14 protein-coding genes are annotated in these 20,255 nt (G+C 59.6%); 8 read left to right on the top strand and 6 right to left on the bottom strand.

The window, feature by feature from the left end:
• The first annotated feature begins 28 nt into the window (after positions 1–28).
• From AAGW05_RS11475 to AAGW05_RS11465, 3 genes are all read left to right on the top strand, one after another.
• On the top strand, positions 29–4,459 hold the full coding sequence (locus tag AAGW05_RS11475) for an endo-alpha-N-acetylgalactosaminidase family protein (RefSeq protein WP_411804657.1): 4,431 nt from the start codon (positions 29–31) through the stop codon (positions 4,457–4,459).
• A 264-nt stretch (positions 4,460–4,723) separates the two neighbouring features.
• The gene (gene cmtR, locus AAGW05_RS11470) at positions 4,724–5,083 is read left to right on the top strand and encodes a Cd(II)/Pb(II)-sensing metalloregulatory transcriptional regulator CmtR (protein WP_411804656.1); all 360 of its coding nucleotides are present in this window, start codon (positions 4,724–4,726) and stop codon (positions 5,081–5,083) included.
• A gap of 137 nt (positions 5,084–5,220) precedes the next feature.
• Complete coding sequence (locus AAGW05_RS11465) at positions 5,221–7,146, top strand: heavy metal translocating P-type ATPase (RefSeq protein ID WP_411804655.1); 1,926 nt, start codon at positions 5,221–5,223, stop codon at positions 7,144–7,146.
• Between the two features lie 1,171 nt (positions 7,147–8,317).
• Here AAGW05_RS11465 and AAGW05_RS11460 read toward each other — a convergent pair.
• The 5 genes from AAGW05_RS11460 to AAGW05_RS11440 form a co-directional block, all read right to left on the bottom strand.
• Positions 8,318–10,441 carry a DUF4832 domain-containing protein gene (locus AAGW05_RS11460; protein ID WP_411804654.1) on the bottom strand — a complete coding sequence of 708 codons (2,124 nt, stop codon included), beginning with the start codon at positions 10,439–10,441 and terminating at the stop codon, positions 8,318–8,320.
• 78 nt (positions 10,442–10,519) lie between these two features.
• Positions 10,520–11,287 carry an NAD-dependent epimerase/dehydratase family protein gene (locus AAGW05_RS11455; RefSeq protein WP_411804653.1) on the bottom strand — a complete coding sequence of 256 codons (768 nt, stop codon included), beginning with the start codon at positions 11,285–11,287 and terminating at the stop codon, positions 10,520–10,522.
• A gap of 19 nt (positions 11,288–11,306) precedes the next feature.
• A complete protein-coding gene (locus AAGW05_RS11450; protein ID WP_411804652.1) occupies positions 11,307–12,251 on the bottom strand; it encodes a carbohydrate ABC transporter permease in 945 nt (314 codons plus the stop codon).
• A 17-nt stretch (positions 12,252–12,268) separates the two neighbouring features.
• Positions 12,269–13,219: a carbohydrate ABC transporter permease gene (locus AAGW05_RS11445; RefSeq protein ID WP_411804651.1), complete on the bottom strand. Its 951-nt coding sequence runs from the start codon at positions 13,217–13,219 to the stop codon at positions 12,269–12,271.
• Positions 13,220–13,225: 6 nt separating this feature from the next.
• On the bottom strand, positions 13,226–14,539 hold the full coding sequence (locus AAGW05_RS11440) for an ABC transporter substrate-binding protein (protein WP_411804650.1): 1,314 nt from the start codon (positions 14,537–14,539) through the stop codon (positions 13,226–13,228).
• 295 nt (positions 14,540–14,834) lie between these two features.
• On the opposite strand from AAGW05_RS11440, the gene dgoD reads away from it, so the two are divergent.
• The 5 genes from dgoD to AAGW05_RS11415 all read left to right on the top strand — a co-directional run bounded on the left by dgoD (position 14,835) and on the right by AAGW05_RS11415 (position 19,643).
• The gene (gene dgoD / locus AAGW05_RS11435; RefSeq protein WP_411804649.1) at positions 14,835–15,980 is read left to right on the top strand and encodes a galactonate dehydratase; all 1,146 of its coding nucleotides are present in this window, start codon (positions 14,835–14,837) and stop codon (positions 15,978–15,980) included.
• 5 nt (positions 15,981–15,985) lie between these two features.
• Positions 15,986–16,906 (top strand): SMP-30/gluconolactonase/LRE family protein, encoded by a 921-nt coding sequence (locus tag AAGW05_RS11430; protein WP_411804648.1) that lies wholly within the window; start codon positions 15,986–15,988, stop codon positions 16,904–16,906.
• The gene (locus AAGW05_RS11425; protein ID WP_411804647.1) at positions 16,903–17,814 is read left to right on the top strand and encodes a sugar kinase; all 912 of its coding nucleotides are present in this window, start codon (positions 16,903–16,905) and stop codon (positions 17,812–17,814) included. The genes AAGW05_RS11430 and AAGW05_RS11425 overlap by 4 nt, the downstream gene beginning before the upstream one ends.
• A 16-nt stretch (positions 17,815–17,830) precedes the next feature.
• On the top strand, positions 17,831–18,415 hold the full coding sequence (locus AAGW05_RS11420) for a bifunctional 4-hydroxy-2-oxoglutarate aldolase/2-dehydro-3-deoxy-phosphogluconate aldolase (protein ID WP_411804646.1): 585 nt from the start codon (positions 17,831–17,833) through the stop codon (positions 18,413–18,415).
• Between the two features lie 142 nt (positions 18,416–18,557).
• Positions 18,558–19,643 carry an ROK family protein gene (locus tag AAGW05_RS11415; protein ID WP_411804645.1) on the top strand — a complete coding sequence of 362 codons (1,086 nt, stop codon included), beginning with the start codon at positions 18,558–18,560 and terminating at the stop codon, positions 19,641–19,643.
• 112 nt (positions 19,644–19,755) lie between these two features.
• Here AAGW05_RS11415 and AAGW05_RS11410 read toward each other — a convergent pair whose 3' ends face one another.
• A complete protein-coding gene (locus AAGW05_RS11410) occupies positions 19,756–20,151 on the bottom strand; it encodes a hypothetical protein (protein WP_411804644.1) in 396 nt (131 codons plus the stop codon).
• Positions 20,152–20,255: the final 104 nt, after the last annotated feature.

The following is a 20,255-nucleotide window of genomic DNA, read 5'->3' as shown; positions in this document are numbered from 1 at the left end:
AGTGATCCTGCCGTAACAGGGTGGACGAATGACTATCAATGAAAATCGCCGGGGGAGTGTCCTCCGCGCACGACGCAAACCCGGATACCTGCGTGGCACATTGGCCACACTAACGGCGTTGGCCATCATGTCCTCGACAGCTGTCGGACTCGCTGCGACAGCGACAGCTGCACCCGGTGACGCGGGCACCTTGGCTCTTTCCAACGGCAAGGGCCTCACCGTTGCCGTGGGAGATGCCTTTCCCCAAGTGGTTTCCTACAATCTCGCTGGCCAAGTCATCGGTGGGCAAAGCAAAGCACTGACAACATTCATGATCAATGGACAGGCGAAGACAGCCACAACTACTGTCGCTGTCAGCGGTGCCACGGCAACCTACCAGTCCACCATCGCCAGTCCGGCGATTGTCATTACCTCCACCATCACCGTCACAAGTGCCAACACCGTGGAATTCAAGGTGACGAAGATCAGCGGCGCCGGTGAAGCTTCGGTCAACACCCTCTCCATCCCTGGCCACTCGCTGCTCTCCGTCAGCTCGGCCGAGGCCGGTGCCGTTCTGTCCCGGACAAAGAACAACGACAACATCACCACCCCCCAGGACCAGTACCTGCCGGTCACAACGGCCACTGCTGTGGATGCGGCGGCCGTGGGTACACCCTACGGCTTCGTCAACAACGAAAAGTTGGCCGCTGGCATCATCACCAATGCCACGGAAGACTCAGGAAATAACGAATGGAATAACCGGCTGTTCTCGCAAGTCGAGAATGGCGCAGCCGGTGCAAAGGTGGCATCACTGTCACCGGGTACCTTCACCTACCACCCGCAAGGGGCCAGTGACCCGCGCGTAGCAACCTTTGACCTGCCCCAGGCCACCGTGGTGCTAGCGGGAGACGTGAACGGATCCGGCAAAGTGGACTGGCAGGATGCTGCCATTGCCTACCGCAACAATGCTGAAAAGCCGCTGGGCTCGGATAAAATCCCGGACCGTGTGGTTGCCCGCATTCCCTTTAACTTCGGTAGTGCAGCAACTAACCCGTTCTTGAAGACACTTGACAATGTCAAGCGCTTCTCGATGGCCACGGACAACCTTGGCCAGTGGATCCTGGAAAAGGGGTACCAAAGTGAAGGGCACGACTCGGCCCACCCCGACTACGGCAATGACATCAACACCCGCGCCGGCGGGGTAGAGGATTTCAAGACCCTCGTTAACTCTGGTGCAAAGTACAACACAGAATTTGGTGTCCACGTCAATGCCACCGAGGCCTATGCACAAGCCCAATACTTCAGCGAAAACCTGATCGGCACCCGCCAGGGCGCATGGGACTGGCTCAACAGCGCCTACAAGATCGATATGCGCAACGACCTGGGCAAGGGCAACGTGCTGGACCGTTTCCAGGAACTGAAGGATACTGTCCCCGGCGTCAAGAGCCTTTACATTGATGCTTATCTGGAAAGCGGTGCGATGGCAGATGGGCTTGCCAACAACCTGCAGAAAATGGGCTTCGAAATCACCACGGAGTACGCCCACCGCTTTGAAAGTAATGCCATCTGGTCGCACTGGGCCAATGACAAGAACTACGGCGACAACAAGGGCATCAGCTCCAAGATGATCCGCTTCATTGCCAACTCCGACCGGGACCTGTGGAACACCGACCCCCTGCTGGGCGGTCAAGTGGTCAAGGACTACGAAGGCTGGTCGGGGCAGAAAGACTTCAACGCCACCTACTCCAAGGTGTGGAGCGACAACCTTCCCACCAAGTTCCTTCAGCACTACGAACTGATGGACTGGCAGCCCGGCACCTCGGCGAAGCTGCAAGACGCCGATGGCCACAAGGTCGCCATTGACATGGTTGGCGGAGTCCGCAAGGTCACCCTTGACGGCAAGCTGGTCATTGACGGCAACAAGTACCTGATCCCGTGGCAGGATGTGGCCGATCCCGATGTCATCTCCAACCCCAACAAGGCCACGAAACTGTACTTCTACAATGCTGCCGGGGGAACCGCCACCTTCGACCTCCCGACCAGCTTTGCCGGTACCAGCAACCTTGAACTGTTCAAGCTCACCGACAACGGCCGCGTTAAGGTAACCGATGTTGCCGCAGCCGCTGGCAAGGTCACGCTCACCGGAGACGCAGCGACAGCGTACGTGCTGGTACCGGCAGGTGGCAAGGCGCCACAGCCTGCCGCCAACTACGGCCAAGGCACTGGCCTGGTAGACCCGGGTTTCAACACCGGAAACGTGACTGCGTGGAACGCCACCGGCGGTGCCACAGCCCAGCGCACAGCGCTTGGTGACTACGTAGCGGTTCTGGGGGACTCGGCGTCGTCCATTTCCCAGAGCATCACCGGATTGACCCCGGGCAAGAAATACACTGTGAGCGCAGACATCGAAATCGCCCAAGGTCAGCACCGTGCCACGGCACTGAAGGCCACTGGTACAGGGCTGTCTGCAACCAACAGTTTCGATGTCACACCGATGCAAAACCGCATGGCCTCCGACTCCAAGAGTGAAAGCTATGCCCAGCGTGCCCCGCTGACGTTCACGGCACCTGCCGACGGACGGGCGAAAATAGAGGTCTCAGCCGCCGCGGGTTCTGCCAAGGTCAGCATCGACAACGTTCGAGTCATGATCGATGCGCCGCTGAATTCGCTCATGACCAACCCGCTGCCGGTCGTTCCCACGACCCTGCCCGATGTTGCCGGGAATGTGGTGTTCACCGAAGGCTTTGAAGGCAATCAGCCAGGCTGGGGACCGTTCTTCAAGGGCAACAACGGCGGCCTGTCTGACCCGCAGACAAGCATCAGCCAGCTCCACGCACCCTTCACGCAGAAGGATTGGAAGGGTGTCGGCCAGGTCGATGACGTTATCACCGAGAAGGGCGGCACCCACTCCCTGAAGGCGCACAACGAACGCGCCGGCCTGACCTACCGTACGGCTCCTGTGACGTTGCCGTTCACTTTCGGCCACGAATACGAGATCACCTTTGACTACCAGTCAAACGGTGACAACCAGTGGCAGTGGGTGACCGGGGTTGACTCCACAACTGGTACCGCCGTGGTGACAAAGGAAATCAACAATGAAACCCTGGCGCCGGCATTGTCGACGACGAGTTTCTCCAGCAAGATGGTGGCGGGCTGCGGCTCATCGTGGGTTGGCCTGCGCCGCATCGGCAGCGGATCTACAGACATGGTGCTGGACAACATGGTGGTCCGGGATCTCGGTCCCGCCGCGAACCAGCCCGGCTGCGCCAAACTTGATGTTGCGCCCGTACCGGCACTGACACCGCAGGTTCCTGCTGAAATTGTGACGACTTTCGTCAACAGCGAGGAAACAGCTGCCAGCAATGTTCAGCTGAGCCTGGGTACACCTCCGGCAGGGTGGACGTTCCTGGTGAAGGAAAAGAACGGCAACCTCTTTGATACTGTGGCGCCTGGCGCGAGTGTTTCGACCACGTGGGTGGTGGTTCCGGCCGCTGGCTCAGGCGGCAGCACCACTAAGTTGAGCCCCACCGCCATATACCGCAACGACAATGTCACCAAGACTGTCTCCAACCAGGTGAACCTGCCGGTGCAGATCAGCGGCATGGTTCCGGTGAGCAAATTGAAGGTCACCACTGATTCCCAGCAGGCCACTTCGGGAGCCGAAGGGCCCATCAGCAATGTCCTCGACGGAGATTTGTCCACCATCTGGCACTCAAAGTACGACACCGCCAGCAGCCCGTTCCCGCACTGGGCCGTCTTTGACCTGTCCGAAGCGTATGACCTGACGGCATTTGGTTTCCAGGGCCGCCAAACAGGCGGAGACAATGGCCGCATCAAGGACTACAAGATCTACGTGTCCAACGACGGCGTCACCTGGGGTGCAGCAGTTGCCTCAGGCAGTCTGAATGCAGGTACGGACATGCAGATTCTTCCGATCCCTGCAGGAAATAAGGTTCGCTACGTGAAGTTTGAGGCCCTCAACGCACACAACGGCCTGGGCTTCGCTGCGGCTGCTGAAATGCGCGTCTACGGCTCCAACGGCAGCGAACCAGTGGTCACCCCGCCGGTTGGCTTTGAGCCGGGCCAACGTGAACCCGACGTCACGACTGATCCGACGACGCCGCCTGTCACGACTGATCCGACGACGCTGCCTGTCACGACTTATCCGACGACGCCGCCTGCGACGACCGTGCCGACGACGCCGCCTGTCACGACTGATCCGACGACGACTAAGCCGACTGATCCGACGACTAATCCGACCGTGCCGTCGACGACTGCGCCGACGACTGGCAGCAAGCCGAGCGCCACTGTCCCTGCAACCTCTGCAGTCACGAGTGCAACTGCAGGGCCCGCCGATGGTTTGGCCAGTACAGGCAGTCATACGGCAGGTCTAGCCGCCTTTGCTGCGCTTCTGCTGCTGGTTGGCGGGGCAGCTTATGGACTGAGGCTTCGACGTGGAGGGCGTGGCCGTAGAGCATAACTGAGACGAGAAAGGCCCTGTGCCACCCGATTGTGGGTGGTGCAGGGCTTTTTTGGTATCCTTCCCGATCCGGCTAAAGCCATCCTGGTTTATTCAAGGCCTTCTTCAAGACCGCGCTAGCCATCTGATGGTGCCGGTTTGAACTGCTGGTAGAACCAGGGCGCCACGGTAAGTTCCTTACAACGTCGTGTTCTAAACCTAGTTCTGAACCCGAGGCGCACGTGCGAAATGTCAAATGGTCAGCAGTGGCTGTATAGTCAGCACATGCTGACCATTGATTCTCGTATTGACGTCATGAACCGCTTGGGTCGCGCCATGGCGGATCCAACCCGCTCGCGCATTCTGATGAGCTTGATGAATGCTCCCGGATATCCGGTGCAGCTTGCCGCGGAGTTGGGGTTGACCCGTTCCAATGTCTCCAACCATTTGAGCTGCCTACGCGGTTGTGGTCTTGTCGCCGCAGTGCCTCAAGGGCGACAGACGAAATATGAGATTGCAGACCCGCACCTGGCACGGGCGTTGGTTGCACTGGTGAATGTGGTGTTGGCCGTGGACACCGGCACGGGATGTCTTGATGAGAACTGCGATGTTCCGTTGTGTTGCGGCACCGGGGTTCAGGCATGAGCCGGGAATGTTGCGGACCTGATGAGTCTGTCTCCCTTGGCAGGGCAACGCTGCCGAATCCGGCCCCGGACGGTCTCAGTCAATCGGTCGCCACCGTGGAAGAGGGAACCCTCCCAACAGGGGATAGCGGCACTGGCATGCAGGAAGCGCCAGAGGGACTCACTCCCTGGTGGATGGACCGCAACGTTCTGGTCCCTGTCGCCGCCGGATTCCTGCTCAGTATTGGATACGGGCTGGACTGGGCTGGCATCAAACCTGTCGATACGGTGCTTTTAGCGCTCAGTCTTGGAGCGGCTGGTTCCACGTTCATCCCCGGGGCTGTGCGTCGCTTGCTCCACGGGCGCCTGGGGGTGGGATTACTGATGACCATCGCCGCCGTCGGCGCGGTTCTGTTGGGCCATGTGGGGGAAGCCGCAGCACTGGCGTTCCTGTTCTCCATCGCGGAAGCTTTGGAGGACCGCGCCCTGGACAGCGCCCGCCACGGGCTGCGCTCCCTGCTTTCCCTGGTTCCGGAGACGGCAACCATTTCCCGCAGTTCGGGTCTGGTTGTCATTCCAGCCCGTGAGATCCGGGTGCTGGATCTACTGGTTGTTCGTCCGGGAGACCGGGTGGCAACCGATGCCGTGGTCACCTCGGGAAGATCCAGCCTTGACACCTCCGCGATCACGGGCGAATCAATTCCGGTTCAGGTTGGACCTGGCGACGCGGTGCCCGCTGGGGCCATTAATGGTACCGGCAGCCTGCAACTTGAAGCGAGCGCGGACGGTTGCGAGAACTCGCTGACGATGATCGTGCGGCTCGTGGAAAATGCGCAGGCCCGGAAAGGGGAGCGGGCCCGGATGGCAGACCGCGTAGCCCGGCCCCTGGTTCCCGTCGTCTTGGTCATGTCCGCGTTGGTGGCCCTGCTTGGCGTCCTGTTCGGGGATCCGGGCACGTGGATTGAGCGCGCGCTGGTGGTTCTTGTCGCAGCATCCCCGTGTGCATTGGCCATTGCTGTGCCCGTCACAGTGATCTCGGCCATCGGTGCGGCCAGCCGCTTTGGCGTGGTGATCAAATCCGGTGAGGCCTTTGAACAGCTCGGAGCCGTGAAGATGGTGGCATTCGATAAAACCGGCACCCTGACACGCAACAATCCGCAAGTTGTGGCGGTGGAGACAGTATCGGGCACGGACCGCGACAGGGTTCTTGCCCTTGCCGCAGCGCTTGAACTACATAGCACCCATCCGTTGGCCAAAGCCATTCTCGCCGCGGCACCGGTACCCCTGCCGGCCGACGACGTCTCCGAAGTGCCCGGACAGGGGGTCTGCGGAACAGTTGACGGGGGTGCCGCCAGAATCGGCAGCCCCCGCTGGGTGGCCCCGGGGTCTTTGGCGGCAGTGTGCGCCCGGCTTGAGTTCGAGGGCATAACAGTGGTCGTCGTAGAAATCGATGGAGCCCCGGCAGGGTTGATCGGTATTCGTGACGAACTCAAACCCGAGGCCGCAGCGGCCATCGCAGAACTCCGAGACCGAGGCGTGAGCACCATGATGCTCACCGGAGACAATGACCGGACCGCGCGCGCCCTGGCCGACCAAGCGGGAATCAGGGACTACCTTGCCGAACAGCTTCCGGCCGAAAAGGCAGCCGTCATCGAGGCCTGGAGGAAACGCTGCCGTACAGCAATGATCGGCGACGGTGTCAACGATGCCCCCGCCCTGGCCGCCGCCGATGTTGGCATTGCCATGGGTGCCACAGGATCCGCCGCAGCCATCGAAACCGCTGACATAGCCTTCACAGGGACGGATCTGCGACTGATCCCACAGGCGCTGGCCCACGCCCGGCGCGGACGGGCCATTATGACAGCCAACATCGTCTTGGCTTTGGCCATCATCATCGTGTTGTTACCCCTGGCACTTCTTGGTGTTCTAGGGTTGGCTGGCGTCGTCCTGGTCCACGAACTGGCCGAAGTCGCCGTGATCCTCAACGGCCTCAGGGCTGCTCAAGGGCGAGCCATCCTGCCCCCGCTGCCCGCCCAACACGAGCTCAGCCAAACGGCATTTTCTTCAGTGCCGCCCGAAGGCTAAGCGCACCTTGAGGCCCTGATCATCGTGACACCGGAGAGAGGTTTGGACAGAAGCTTCGCCGATCGTTTCATCAGCTGGAACATGGGGCGGTCCAGCCGTGCAGATTCCTCTCTGGATGAGGCACTGGAAGCAGTACCCGACTGCCCACTGGCCACCTTGCTCAAGGAACTGCTGGGATAAGGACATCTCCCGGCCGTAGTCACCAGCCACGAAACCGCATACCGCGACATGTCGAAGTAAGTAACGGGTTGGGCATCCACACCGTGGGTGCCCAACCCTTCCCTATGGGGGCGGGCGGCTTCAGCTGCACGCTCCCTCGGCGGCCGTTAACGCTGCGCGGGCGCAGCGACTAAGGATGTGTTGGCGGAAAACGATAGGCTAGAGCAATGCCTCACCCGCCGAAGGATCCTTTCGTGTCAGCCACAGACTTTGCGTTCCCCTCAGTGAGCTCGGAATATCCTGCCATGGAGCGAAATGCGAGTGTTGCCGAAACAAAGCTTTCGCAGAAAGCGTCGATGCGCTCAGCGTCCGTCACTGGCCCGGTTGACTTTGTCTTCAAAGATCCGTTTGACGGGACTAACTAGCGATTAACCCGCAAGGTTCATTGCGTCAATCAGTTTCCATGCAGAGAAAAAGGATGAGGTCGGCCAATAGCCGGTCGTGTCCCTTGCAAGTGTGTTCTTGGCGGTTGATTCTGAGTGTGTAGGGCTAGCTGGCTCTCCACATGCGCGCCGGGTTGCCATACAGGTTGGGGGTGCGTAGGACCTGTGTGGTGGTTGGCGCTAGCGAATCAAAATCGTTGCCGTCGCAAGGATTTTCAGGTTTCCAACTACCAAGAAAGAGCCATGGCAACCCATGTGCCAGTGGACCTTAGCGTGGTCTGTTCCAAACCCTCGTTTGCGGTAGACCCGAGGCTCAGCCAGGCCAAGCCATGTGCACAGTGTGGTGGTGGACCGCAGGATGCTAGACGGGTATGCGCAGTGGTTTTTGCGGAAGTGAACATTTCTATGGCACAGGTTGAATAGTTCTAACTGACATCACCGGCCTAGCTCACGGGCCAAAGCGGTGCACGCTGGCAGTTCAAATGCATCGGGCGGGCATCGGAAATATTTCCAATGCCCGCCCGAACCCAAGTCAGCGCTTGGTGTTTTGTCTCAGATGTTCTGTGCTGCTAGTGACTGGCAGACCTGCGGCGGTTGATGCCAAATACGGTTGCGCCGGCCAAGAGCAGCAGGATCGCGAGCCCGCCTATCACCGTGGTGTTGGCTCCCGTGGCGGCCAGCTCATTCTCGGCGGTAGCGGTGCTGCTAGCTGTGGTCGGATCTATTGCCGGAACATCCCCGGCAGCGGAAGTGACGGCCAGGGGTGCGCTTACCTGGTGCGCCTGTCCATCAAGTCCTACACCCACTATGAAAATCTGGTGCTGTCCAGCGGGGGTATCCTTCGGCAAAGCCACGGTCAGGCTCACACGACCCTTGGCATCGGCGGTGGCTGCGCCCAAAAGTACCGGCTCCGAGTGCAACGTGAACGTGGCGCTGCTACCGGGTTTGAAGTTCTCACCGGTAATGGTGAGCTGGCCGCCCTGTGTCATGGTGGCAGCACTGAGGGTGATATCGGGTGTTGCGGGTGCCTTGGAGGGTTCCTGCGACACAGTGGGGCCTGCCGAGGGTGATGTGCTTTCCGTGGCATGTACAGATTCGCTGGGTGTGGCACTCTCGTTGGGTGCAGTGCTTGGGCTCGGTGTTGCCGAAGCCGAAGCCGACGGTGTTGCCGTTTCAGCTGCCTCCAACACAGTGGTGCCGAGTTTGTTCCAGCCGCTGGAAGTTGTTGCACCGGTCAATGCCAGCTTGATGGCCGGAGTGTTTCCGCGGGTCTTGTCGACGATGGCGACTGCGAAGTCATAGCTGCCGGCAGGAACGTTCGTGGGTGTAAATGCGGTGCTGGTCGGGTAGTTGGTGCCCTTGACCCACGTGCCGGGATTCGCCGAAGACTGCACTTGGTACACCGGAGCCCCGGTGGCTTTGTTCAGCAAGGCGTAGGAAACCTGATATTTGTTGTTCCACTGGGGATTGTCGTTGGGCATTCGGCCAACACCGGTGTTGCTCCACGTGGAGGCGATGGTGGCCTGGCGTGCGCCATCAGCGAGAACTGTAGGGACACTGACGCTGTTGGGGGCCAAACGGTAGCCGCCATTGACGGCGAAGTCCTCGACCAAGTCAGGGTTGTCCACCACCCAAGTTTTTACATCCGGTTCGTGGCGCAGGTCGAGGTAGTTGGCGTGCAGATTCTTGGCATCGGCGAGGACGCGCTCCAGCATGGGGCGATAGGGCTTGTCTCCGGGGACCTTGAAGCTGTCATCGCAGGAAGTCGCCCGGACTGTGAAGTTCTGGTAACAGTTTTCACCCACGAGAATCGTGTTCGGGAAGCGTGAGGAGATGGCATTCTTTTGATCCTGGGGGAACCACAAGGTGCTACCGAGGCTGTCACGGCGCATGATGGAGCCTTTGGCGATCTGCTCGTCCAAGTCAGCGTAGCTGAAGCCCGGGGCAAAGTTCAGTGCCAGCAGGACATGGGAGAACGACTTGCGGTACAGGTCGCCCAACCAGCGAAGAGTAGGAGCCCACTCGTTCCCGGGCACTCCCTGGAAATTGTGCATTTCTCCCCAGTGCCCGATGGTATTCGTATCTACGAAGTCCACCTCTTCGGGATCATCGAAGCGCGCACCGAAGGCGGCCATGAAGTTCTCGAATTTGGCCTGGAAGACCTTATTGTTCACATAGGGGGTTTTGAAGGACGGATTCGAACCGGCCCCGTAACCGGTTGCACCTGCGTTGAAGACGAATTGGGGTGTTGCCTGCTGGTGGCTGTCCTGGCTGTCAACAAAAACCCGAAAGGCGAGCCGCTGGCCATGGTCCTTGGCCTGCTTGATGAAGGATTTGAAGTTCGCGTCCTCGTTCCAGGCGTAGTGCCCTTCCGTGGGTTCCATGCGGGACCACGGAATGCGAAGGTAGACCACGGATGAAGCAGCGGAATTGGGACCCACCTCGTTCCAAAACGTATCGGCGTCGGCCAGGGCATGATCAAATTCCTCCGCGTACGCCATCCAGCCCATGCCCGGGTTGCGCAAGACGCTTGTGATATCGCGTTCGGGGGTAACAGTGGCCATGGTGGCGGCTGCTGGTGGAGGGGTGGAATCGGCAAGGACGGGTGGCACAGCCACCGCAGCCTGCATGAACGAGCACGATATCAGGACGGCCGTCAATGCTCCGGCCGCCTTCAAAAAGGGACGCTTCACTATATTCCTATCTGTCGTCTTACTAGGACTATCTCGGTCGAACATGAATGGAATCTGTTCAAGCGAAGGCAGGGGGTGTCAGGGGATGTGGAACAGTTGGCAGGTGCTGGAGGTGGCCAAGGGTAGTAGGGAAGGGTCCACTTCCCAGCGGTCCCGGGGGGACCAGCCAAGATCTTCAAGGGCATTTTCGGTATTCCAACGTGCTGCGGAGTCAACGGAGACCGCGTGGTAGATGCCAAAACCAGGGGACCGGGTCAGTGCGGCATCGATCAAAGCGCGCAAATCCCCGGTGGATAACCAGGTCTCGGCAAACTGCCGTTCATTCAATGGCCACCCGGTGAGACCAAGCCTGAGGCAGGAGACAGCATTGGCTTGTGAATCCTGGTGCAGTCTAGACAGCGCCTCGATGGCGATTTTGCTGGCACCGTAAGGGCAGCAGGGCCGTGGTGCCATAGCAGGATCGATGTGTTGGACTCCGTCACGGTAGTCCAATCCGGTGGCATGCACGGAACTGGCCACCACGATGTGTTGGATGGAATTATCGCGTGCTGCAAAGAACAGATTCTCCATCATCGTGACGTTACCCAACGCCTCCCCCACCGAAGCGGCAGGGGAGGCATTGGCGGCAAGGTGGACGATTGCGTGGCAACCGTCCACCGCAGACCGGCAGAAATCCGAATCTGCGAGATCCCCGACCATGAGCTCATCTTCCGCTCCGAAAATGGACGGCCGCGGATCAAGGGCAGTCCTTGTGGTTACCCTGAGCCGATAGTCGCGGCGCAGGTGCCCCAGCAACAATCGGCCAACTGTGCCATTTCCTCCGGAGAGGAGAAGAAGAGGTTTCAAAGCCGGACTTTCCCTTCAATCACTTACTGATACCGACTGTCATGCCTTCAACAATTCGTCGGCCCAGCCAGATAAACAAGGCCAGAACCGGGGTGACCACCATGACGATGCCAGCAAACAGCCCGCCCCAGTCAGCACCGTTGAATTGTGCCTGATCGAGGAAGGCCAGCAGCGCGATCGGCAGGGTCCGATTTTCCGACGTCGTTAGCAACACCAGTGAGAACAAGGTTTCGTTCCAGCCACTGATAACTGCCAGCATGAAGGCGGTGACCAAGCCGGAGCGAGCCAACGGAAGCACAATCTGGATGAAGGTGCGGATGCCGGAGGAGCCGTCGATGGCGGCGGCTTCCTCAATTTCCACCGGCAGGGAACGGAAGAACCCGGCCAGCAGAAACACGGTGAAGGGGATACCCAAGCCGACCATCACAATGATGAGTCCCTGGATGCTGTTTATCATCTTCAGGTGTGAAATGTCCTGAAATCTGGCCATCATGATGTACACGGGCACCAGCAGCACCTGGCCCGGAACACCCAGCCCCAGCACAAACAGGAGCGTGAACGTCGAAGAGAGCTTCCTGGTGGACTTGGCCAGCACATAGGCGGCGGGTGCCGAAATGGCAACCACCAATATGGAAGAAACAAGCGTGGCAACCACCGAGTTGATCAGCGCTGGGCCGAATGCTCCTGTGCTCCACGCGGTGGAGAAGTTTTCCCAGAACGGGACGGCCGGCAGACCCAGCGGATCGCGGACAATGTCTCGCGTATCGCGTAGGGACGTGATGACCATCCACACCAGAAGGAAGAGGTTGAAGGCCACTAGCAGCCAGACGGCAGCGCGGCCTACATAGCCACCCAGGCTGATGCGGTCCTTCCGGGAGGACTTGCGCCGTGTGGGAACGCGCGGAGGACGGGATGCCTGTGTCGTTTCAGTCTGAAGCGGAGGCTGAGTTATGACTTGGTTCATTGGTTCAACCCTGTTTCCTAGATTTCAACGGCGTCACGGCGCAGCATCCGCCGCAAACCGATTGTGAGAACGGTGACCAAAAGGAGACTGACAATTGCCGATGCGGCAGAGATGCCAAACTCTCGGTCGCCACCGCTACCAAAGGCTGCCTGGTAGACGTATAGTGCCGTGGACCAGGTGTTCGTGGGCGGTGCTTTCGCCGTGGATCCGCCAAAGACAAGGATCAGCTCAAAGACTTTCACCGAACTCATGGTCCACAACACGGCGCAGACAGAGATGACATCCCACGCCAGCGGCAGGGTCACGTGCCGGAACTTGGCCCAGGGACCGGCCCCGTCCAGGCCGGCAGCTTCGTAGTAGTAAGCAGGGATTTGATCCACGGCGGACATGATGATGGTGGTGAAGTAGCCGGTAGCGCTCCAGATCATCACGATCATGATCATGTTGAACAGATTGTCCTGCGCCAGCCACTTGGGCGGGTCTTGGACGCCAACCAGCGACAACAATTTGTTCACAGGCCCGGATGGACTGAAGAGAAAGCCGGCGAAAATACCGAAAACCATGGCATTGATCAACGTGGGGAAGAACAGTACGCTACGGACAAACTTCTTGCCCGTCATGTCCCGCAGGATCATGGTCAAAGCGAAGGCGAAGACGAAAGTGACAATTCCAACAACGAAGAGAATCTTCAGGGTGTTGATGATGGAACCGATGAATACAGGGTCCTTGGACAATCGGACGTAATTGTCCAGGCCGACCCACTTGAGGTCGTTGATGCCGTCCCACTCGTTCAGGCTCAACCATCCACCAAAAATGATGGGAATAATGTAAAACAAGGCCATCAAGATCAGCGCAGGGGCCAGCATCGGCCAGAAGAGCCGGCGTCTGCTACGTTCTATTGCCGACATGCCGGCACGCGGGCGGCCAGAATTGCGCCCGTGTGCCAGCGGAAGTACAGGGGCTGCCATCAGTTATTATCCTTTGGCATTCCAGTAAGCCACCATGGCGGTCTTAGCTTCCTTGACGTATTCCTCAGCAGAGACCTTGCCCAGGAAAAGCTTGTCAAAGGTTGCGTTGAAACCCTTGTCAACGACGTCGCCGGAGACGCCGTCGGCCGGGAGCCTGGTGGTATTGTCAGCCAAAATGGCGGCAACGTCCTTCAGCGTGGCGGGAGCTTCGACGTCGGGGCGGGCCGAGAGGTTATTGGCCACCGTGGAGATTTGGCCCATGCGGTCCTTGTTGGCGAAGTAGGCGATGAACTGCTTTGCTTCGTCAGTGTGCTTAGCCTTCTTCGGCACGGCAAAGCCAAAGGCGATGGAGTCGTTAGCCGTGGTGGATGATGCCGTGGTGGTCGGGAAGTTGAATGCCCCGTATGCAAAGCCTTCGGCAGCGTACTTTGCCGTTTCTGCCGGTGCCCAGCTGCCCATCAGGTAGTACAGAGCCTTATTTGCGGCCCAGGCGTTCTGCTGCTCCGGGTACTTGGAGGCGTCGTAGCCCTTGATGATGTAGCCGCTCTTGACGAGATCCTGGATTTGCTGGGCGGTCTTCAGCACTGCCGGATCTTCCCAGGACGCTCCGGTCTTGTCTTCGACCAGCTTCTGGAAGGATCCTTCGCCCCCGTTGCGGTTGAGCAAGTAGTCGAACCAGTAGCTATTTGCCCAGGTTGCGTCACCATCGGAAGCGATGCAAGCCAAATCGGCGGCTACAGCCTTCTTGCAGTTGGCCAGCAGCTCATCCCAAGTCTTGGGAGCTTCCGGGGCAACCTTGTTGGCCTTGTTGTAGAACACGGAGACGTTGGAGATCGTGTAGGGAACCATGTACGTCTTCACGTCGCCGCCGTAGGTGGGCAGGACATCGAAATACTTGGCCGGAATGACATCGCCGACGGTCTTGCCGGCTTCGCCGGGGATTGACTCCTTCAGTACCGGTGCCAGGTCTTGGAGCTGGTTGGTCTTGGCAAGTGCCGGGCCCAGGGCGTCGTAGGCCTGGTCAACCAGGTCCGGGACGTCATTGGAGAGCAGGCCTGCAGTGACCTTGTCCAGGACCTTACGTCCCTGCCACTGCACATTAACCTTGACCCCTGTGTCCTTCTGGAATGCATCGAGGGATGTTTTCAAGACCTGGGCCTGGGGCTCAGTCTCGGTCCACATCGACCAGTAGGTCATCGACTTTTCACCGCCACCGCTGCTGACTGCGTCAGTGGTGGCGCATCCGCTGGCGGTGAAAGCGACAGAAGTGGCCAAAAGAGCGCCTGTGGCCACTTTGAGCCAGGGTTTGATGTGAGTCATGAAGAATCCTTGAAAGTAGTTGGGTGATCCCGCCTCCTGCAGTGCAGTTCGGCTTACTTGTGAGTGTAGTCACAAAGTGGCAATTGGTGTCAACTCAATTTACAAATCCACGCATATGTGACTGTCCGTAGTCATGAAGTCACTAAAATGCTTACTATCTTAATAACAGTGTCAATTTTGTTGACAGTTTTGAGTGATTTTCATGGGAGTGCGGCCTTTCTGGCTCGGTGGCTTGGAGCTGCACGAACTGAATGAGAGCACATAGGACTGAAGATCTCTGACTGAGGGACTAAGCGTGAAGATAACGAAAATAGAAACATTCCAAGTTCCGCCGCGTTGGCTGTTCCTGAGGGTGGAGACCGAAAGCGGCTTGGTTGGCTGGGGGGAGCCCATCGTTGAGGGGCGAGCCGAAACCGTGGCGGCTGCCGTGGCGGAGATGTCCGACTACCTCATTGGTGAGGATGCCTCCAAGATCGAGGACCACTGGCAGGTCTTGACTAAGGGTGGCTTCTACCGGGGTGGACCTGTCTTTTCCAGTGCTGTGGCTGGGATTGACCAGGCGCTGTGGGACATCAAGGGCAAGGCCTTGGATGTTCCCATCTATGAGTTACTTGGCGGTCCCGTTCGGGAGAAGGTGCGCATGTACACCTGGATTCACGGGGAGAGTCCAGCCGAGCTAGCCGATTCGACACATCAAGCGATGGCGGAGGGCTTTACCGCGGTGAAGTTCTGTCCCGCGGGCAAGCTGGCCCCCCTCGACACTGCGGGAACCATTCGTGCCATGGTGAGATCGCTGGCCGCAGTCCGTGAAGCAGGCGGGGACGAGCTGGACATCGCCTTGGACTTCCATGGCAGGTTCACCCCCGCCATGTCTCGGCGGGTGCTGCCCTTGATGGAAGAATATCTGCCCATCTTTGCCGAAGAGGTACTCTTGCCCGAGCTCTCCGATGAGCTAGGCCTGATTGCCCAGGCAACATCGATCCCGCTGGCCTTGGGGGAACGTCTCTATTCTCGATGGGATTTCAAGACGGTCCTTGGCAAGGGCGTCAGTGTTGTTCAACCGGATTTGAGCCACGCTGGCGGCATCTCCGAAGTGCGCAGAATCGCCGCAATGGCGGAAGCCTATGGTGTGCAGCTTGCCCCGCATTGCCCCCTCGGACCCATAGCACTTGCCGCCAGCTTGCAGGTGGACATCGCCAGCCCCAACTTCCTGCTCCAGGAGCAGAGCCGAGGGGCGGGGTATCAAGAAGGTCCGGACCTCTTTGACTACATGAGCGAACCTGAGGTCTTCAATATGGGAACGGGCTACATTCAGCGGCCAGTAGCCCCAGGGTTGGGCATCGGAATTGATGAGGAAAAGGTTCGCCACGCGGCCTTGACCCCGCACCGCTGGCGCAACTCCATCTGGCGCCAAAACGACAACTCCTTCCTGGAATGGTAGGGACCATGCCTATCGATTTGTTGGCAGTCTGTATGGGTGGGCCGCGTGCCGAGTTGGGGGAAACACCCAGAATTGACGCCCGCAGCGGTGAACTACTGTGGACGGACATCACCGGCGGCAACGTCCATATCGGAGCCATTAAGGGAACAAGCTTTGAGCTGCTGCGCAGCATCGACGTGGCAGGGATGGCAGGACCGGCAACGCCGCTGCTGGAACCCGGATCCGGCTGGGTGATGGCGCGCGAGAGTGAACTGGTCCACCTTGCCCACGACGGCGTCGTGTCCGCGTTGGCAGCTCCGGAAGCCGGCCGTCCGACGGCCTTCAACGACGGAGCAGCAGACACCGAAGGGAACCTGTGGGTCGGTTCGATGGGGCGCAACGGTGTCCTCGGGCAGGGGCGCCTGTGGCGTTTTGATACCTCGGGAACCGGCCAAGTTGTTCTGGAAGGAATCGGGATATCCAACGGGCTGGATTTCTCCGCGGACGGCCACAGCGCCTACTACGTGGACACGAGCACTCGGGTGCTTCGCCGCTTCGACATCGATGCCCAGACCGGGATCGTCGGCACCACGGACCTGGTTGTTTTTCCCCCCGGCGCGGGGGATCCCGACGGGCTGGTCGTGGATGACGAAGGCTGCATCTGGGTTGCGCTCTGGGACGGCTGGGCCGTGCACCGATATTCACCCGGCGGTGAGCTTCTCGCCGTCGTCAATGTCCCCGTGCAGCGGCCAACTGCCGTAGCGCTCGCAGGGAACTTGCTCATTATTACCTCCTGCAGCGGATGGCTGGAGAAGGGGTGGGAGCAGGAGCAGCCCGACGCCGGGAAGCTGTTCTGCGTCACTGTCGGGGTGGGCGGGCCCTCTGCACGCCCTTACCGCGGGCCCTTGAGAATCTCGGTGGCTCAGAGCACGGAGGGAGCGCCGTGATCGATGTAATCGCCCTGGGCGAGACGATGGCAGTTGTTGCCCCGATGACGGCCGAACCGCTGGAAACGGCGAGTACTTTTTCAGTCGCGACGGCCGGGGCAGAATCGAACCTGGCCCAGTGGCTCGCCGATTGGGGGCACGCTGTTGCCTGGGTGAGCCGGGTTGGCGACGATCCGTTGGGTAGGAGGGTGACACAAACGCTGGCACGGAACGGCGTTGACACCTCATACGTAGGCGTTACTCCTGGCGCTCCGACGGGGGTGATGTTCAAAAACCCCGGCGTGGATTCAACCACCGTGCACTACTATCGCAAGAATTCCGCGGCAGCCCTCATGGGGGCTGAAATGGTGGAGTTGCTGCCGTGGGACAAGGTGCGGCTGCTGCACCTGTCAGGGATCACCCCTGCTCTTTCCGAGTCGTGCGGACAGCTTGTGCAGAGCCTCTTTGACAGGGCCAAGCGGGAAGGCGTGATGGTGTCGTTCGACGTCAACTACCGCCCGGGGCTGTGGAGTGTTGAGAGTGCTGCGGAGGTTTTGCTCAATTATGCACGGCAAGCCACTTACACCTTCGTTGGATTGGATGAGGCGCAGATGCTGTGGCCGGGCCTTGAGACTGCCCGTGATGTGCGGGACTTGCTGGGTGGTTCGGACACGCTGATCGTCAAGGACGGCGCCGTTGGTGCCACAGAATTTGGTGGCATCGCCTCCACCTTTGTTCCGGCCTCAGTTGTGGAGGTCGTGGAGGTGGTGGGAGCGGGGGACGCGTTTGCAGCAGGGTGGCTTTCAGCCATGCTCGACGGGGAGCAAGCCTCCATTCGACTGGCACGAGGGCACCAATTTGCAGTCAGAGCCCTGTCCAGCACCAGCGATTTTCAAGCACTTAAGAAAGAAGCGGCAGACATTGACTAACGAGTTCTTTGACACCATGTTTTCTACCGCCCCGATCATGGCGATTTTGCGGGGCTTGGGCGTGCAGCGCACCCTGGAAGTAGCCGAGCTAGCGTGGGACATCGGCGTGAGGAGTGTGGAGGTGCCCATCCAGACTCCCCAGGACCTCAAGACCTTGGAAGCGTTGGCGCAGGCCGCCCGAGAACGCGGTTTGGTGGCTGGTGCTGGGACGGTTGTGAACCTGGGGCATGTGGCGCAGGCCAAGAATTGCGGGGCCGCTTTCACAGTGAGCCCTGGGACCAATCTTGAGGTGATTCAGGCGTGCGCTGAAGCCGGATTGGCTCATCTGCCAGGGGTTGCGACAGCTAGCGATATTCAGGTGGCTACGGGGCAAGGCCTTAACTGGGTCAAGGCCTTTCCGGCCAGCGTTTTGGGAACATCCTGGCTAAAAGCCATGGGTGGACCGTTCCCCGGGCTGAAGTTCGTCTCAACCGGCGGTATGGACGCCCACAACGCGGGGGAGTTCCTTGACGCGGGTGCGCGGGTTATTGCAGTAGGCTCCGCATTGGAAGATCCACGCCAGCTCGGGCTCCTGGCCGAGCTTCTGCGCGAAAGGTCGTAGATGAGGCAAAACATATGGGTGGAAGCTGACAATGGCAACTAACGGCGGTTCTTTAAAGGGACTACGGGCTACCAACACGCGTCAAGTACTTGAGCTGTTATTGAATGAGGGGCCTTTTCACCGGGCTGAGCTGGCGCGCCGGATGAAGACGTCGCGGACCACCATTACCAACATCACCAATGAGCTGTTGGAACGCAATGTTGTGCGGAACCTCAAACCGGAACTTCAAGCGGTCAGGCACGGTCATGAACTCGTGGGCATCAACCCTCTGGCCGGTTTCAGCCTGGGCATTGATTTCACCCTTGACCAGGTGGCCATCAGCGCCTCCGACTTGGCCGGCAACACGGTAGCCGAGACAGCATTCTGTGTAGATGCCGCCGACACCGCCGATTCCCGGGTGGCAGCGGCGGCTGGGGCACTGCGCACAATGCTGGAGGAAAGAGGTATCGACGATGCCAAGATCGTTGGTATCGGTGTGGGTATCCCCGGGCAGATTGACCGGCGAACACACATGGTGGGCGGCTCACTCCCGGGACAGCCCTGGTCCATGCTTGACGTGCGGAGTATTTTGGCCCGCCACCTGCCTTTCCAGATCTTTGTCGAGAATAACTCGCGGTTGGAAGGCTTTGCGGAGAAGCGATGGGGCGCCGGACAGCGCAGCGACAATATGCTGTATCTCAGCTTTTCCAGCGGTGTGGGCATGGCTCTGTTCACGGAAGGGCAACTGTACCGTGGAAGCATTGGAGCTGCAGGAGAAATTGGGCACATGTCAACGGACATCAACGGTGCCCCGTGTCCTTGCGGTAACCGCGGATGTTTGGTGCAGCGCACCGGTACCGCCCACGTGCTCTCATTGTTGCGCCCTGCATTGGGGGCGACGGCGGATTGGTCCGACGTACTGCGAGAGACCTCAAAGGGCAATCCCGTCTGTTTAACCATCCTTGCCGAAGTTGGCGCGCTGGCAGGGCGGTTCCTTGCGGGTATTGCCAACTTGCTTGATCCGGAGCTGGTGGTCATAGGCGGGGAACTGGCACAGACAGGCGAGCCTTTCATGGGTCCCCTCGCAATGGCCCTGAAAAGCCACACGCTGCCATTGACAAGCTCCCATATTTCCGTTGTTCAGGCTGCATTGCCCCCGGGTGCTACGACGGGTGCGCGCGGCGGGGCTGCCCTGGCCATCAGGGAAATGGCGAAAACGCCAATCATCGACGAATTGGGCACGCTCTGAGGGCGAACGGAGCTGGCGCACGCCCGTAAAACACGGATCCGAAGCTGCAAGGCAAGCCGCTCCCCGAGACGCCGGTGTAAGGAAGGACGCTACTCGGCACGGGATTTCAGACCTACTTGGAGTCCTTCTCGATGAACAGGCACTCGACAGGTTGGTGGTTTCTTGAACTGTTGGCTGCGACTTCCTTGCCATCCACGCTCACAGAGCAGGAAATGGCGTCCGTGGCGCCCGAGGGATATTTAGCCAGAACGAATACCTTGGTGAATGCCTGTCCGGCGGCAATGGACAGTTCCTGTGTGTAGGGAAGCGTCTGTTGGACCATTTCCCCACCACTCTCCTTGCCATCGCCGGTCACAATCACTGACTTGACCAGGGCGCTGCCCCGGGCCCCGCTGACGTGCACCGTTACGCGACGTGCGACGGCATCCCCTGAGGGGGCTGTCGTGGCTGCTTCGGACGCTGCATTGCTCGTTTCAACGGCCGTCTGGGCGACTGGGATCTCTGACACCTGGCTGGATGAAGCATCTGTGGATGCTGGGGAGCAGGCAGCAAGCGTCAGTCCCAGAAGGGCAACTGAAGCCCCTGCTAGCACCGGTTTTAGGGCGCGGGTGA

Source organism: Arthrobacter sp. LAPM80 (assembly GCF_046736435.1).
GTDB lineage: Bacteria > Actinomycetota > Actinomycetes > Actinomycetales > Micrococcaceae > Specibacter.
Note: the sequence above shows the minus strand (reverse complement) of the source record. Positions and strands in the feature narration are given on the sequence as shown.

Bases quoted from the DNA above. Each gene is read 5' to 3' on its own strand.
- AAGW05_RS11465 (WP_411804655.1), top strand. From the start codon at position 5,221: ATGCAGGAAGCGCCAGAGGGACTCACTCCCTGGTGGATGGACCGCAAC.
- AAGW05_RS11415 (WP_411804645.1), top strand. From the start codon at position 18,558: ATGAAGACGTCGCGGACCACCATTACCAACATCACCAATGAGCTGTTG.
- AAGW05_RS11450 (WP_411804652.1), bottom strand. From the start codon at position 12,251: ATGAACCAAGTCATAACTCAGCCTCCGCTTCAGACTGAAACGACACAG.
- AAGW05_RS11440 (WP_411804650.1), bottom strand. From the start codon at position 14,539: ATGACTCACATCAAACCCTGGCTCAAAGTGGCCACAGGCGCTCTTTTG.
- AAGW05_RS11445 (WP_411804651.1), bottom strand. From the start codon at position 13,219: ATGGCAGCCCCTGTACTTCCGCTGGCACACGGGCGCAATTCTGGCCGC.
- cmtR (WP_411804656.1), top strand. From the start codon at position 4,724: ATGCTGACCATTGATTCTCGTATTGACGTCATGAACCGCTTGGGTCGC.
- AAGW05_RS11420 (WP_411804646.1), top strand. From the start codon at position 17,831: ATGTTTTCTACCGCCCCGATCATGGCGATTTTGCGGGGCTTGGGCGTG.
- AAGW05_RS11475 (WP_411804657.1), top strand. From the start codon at position 29: ATGACTATCAATGAAAATCGCCGGGGGAGTGTCCTCCGCGCACGACGC.
- AAGW05_RS11430 (WP_411804648.1), top strand. From the start codon at position 15,986: ATGCCTATCGATTTGTTGGCAGTCTGTATGGGTGGGCCGCGTGCCGAG.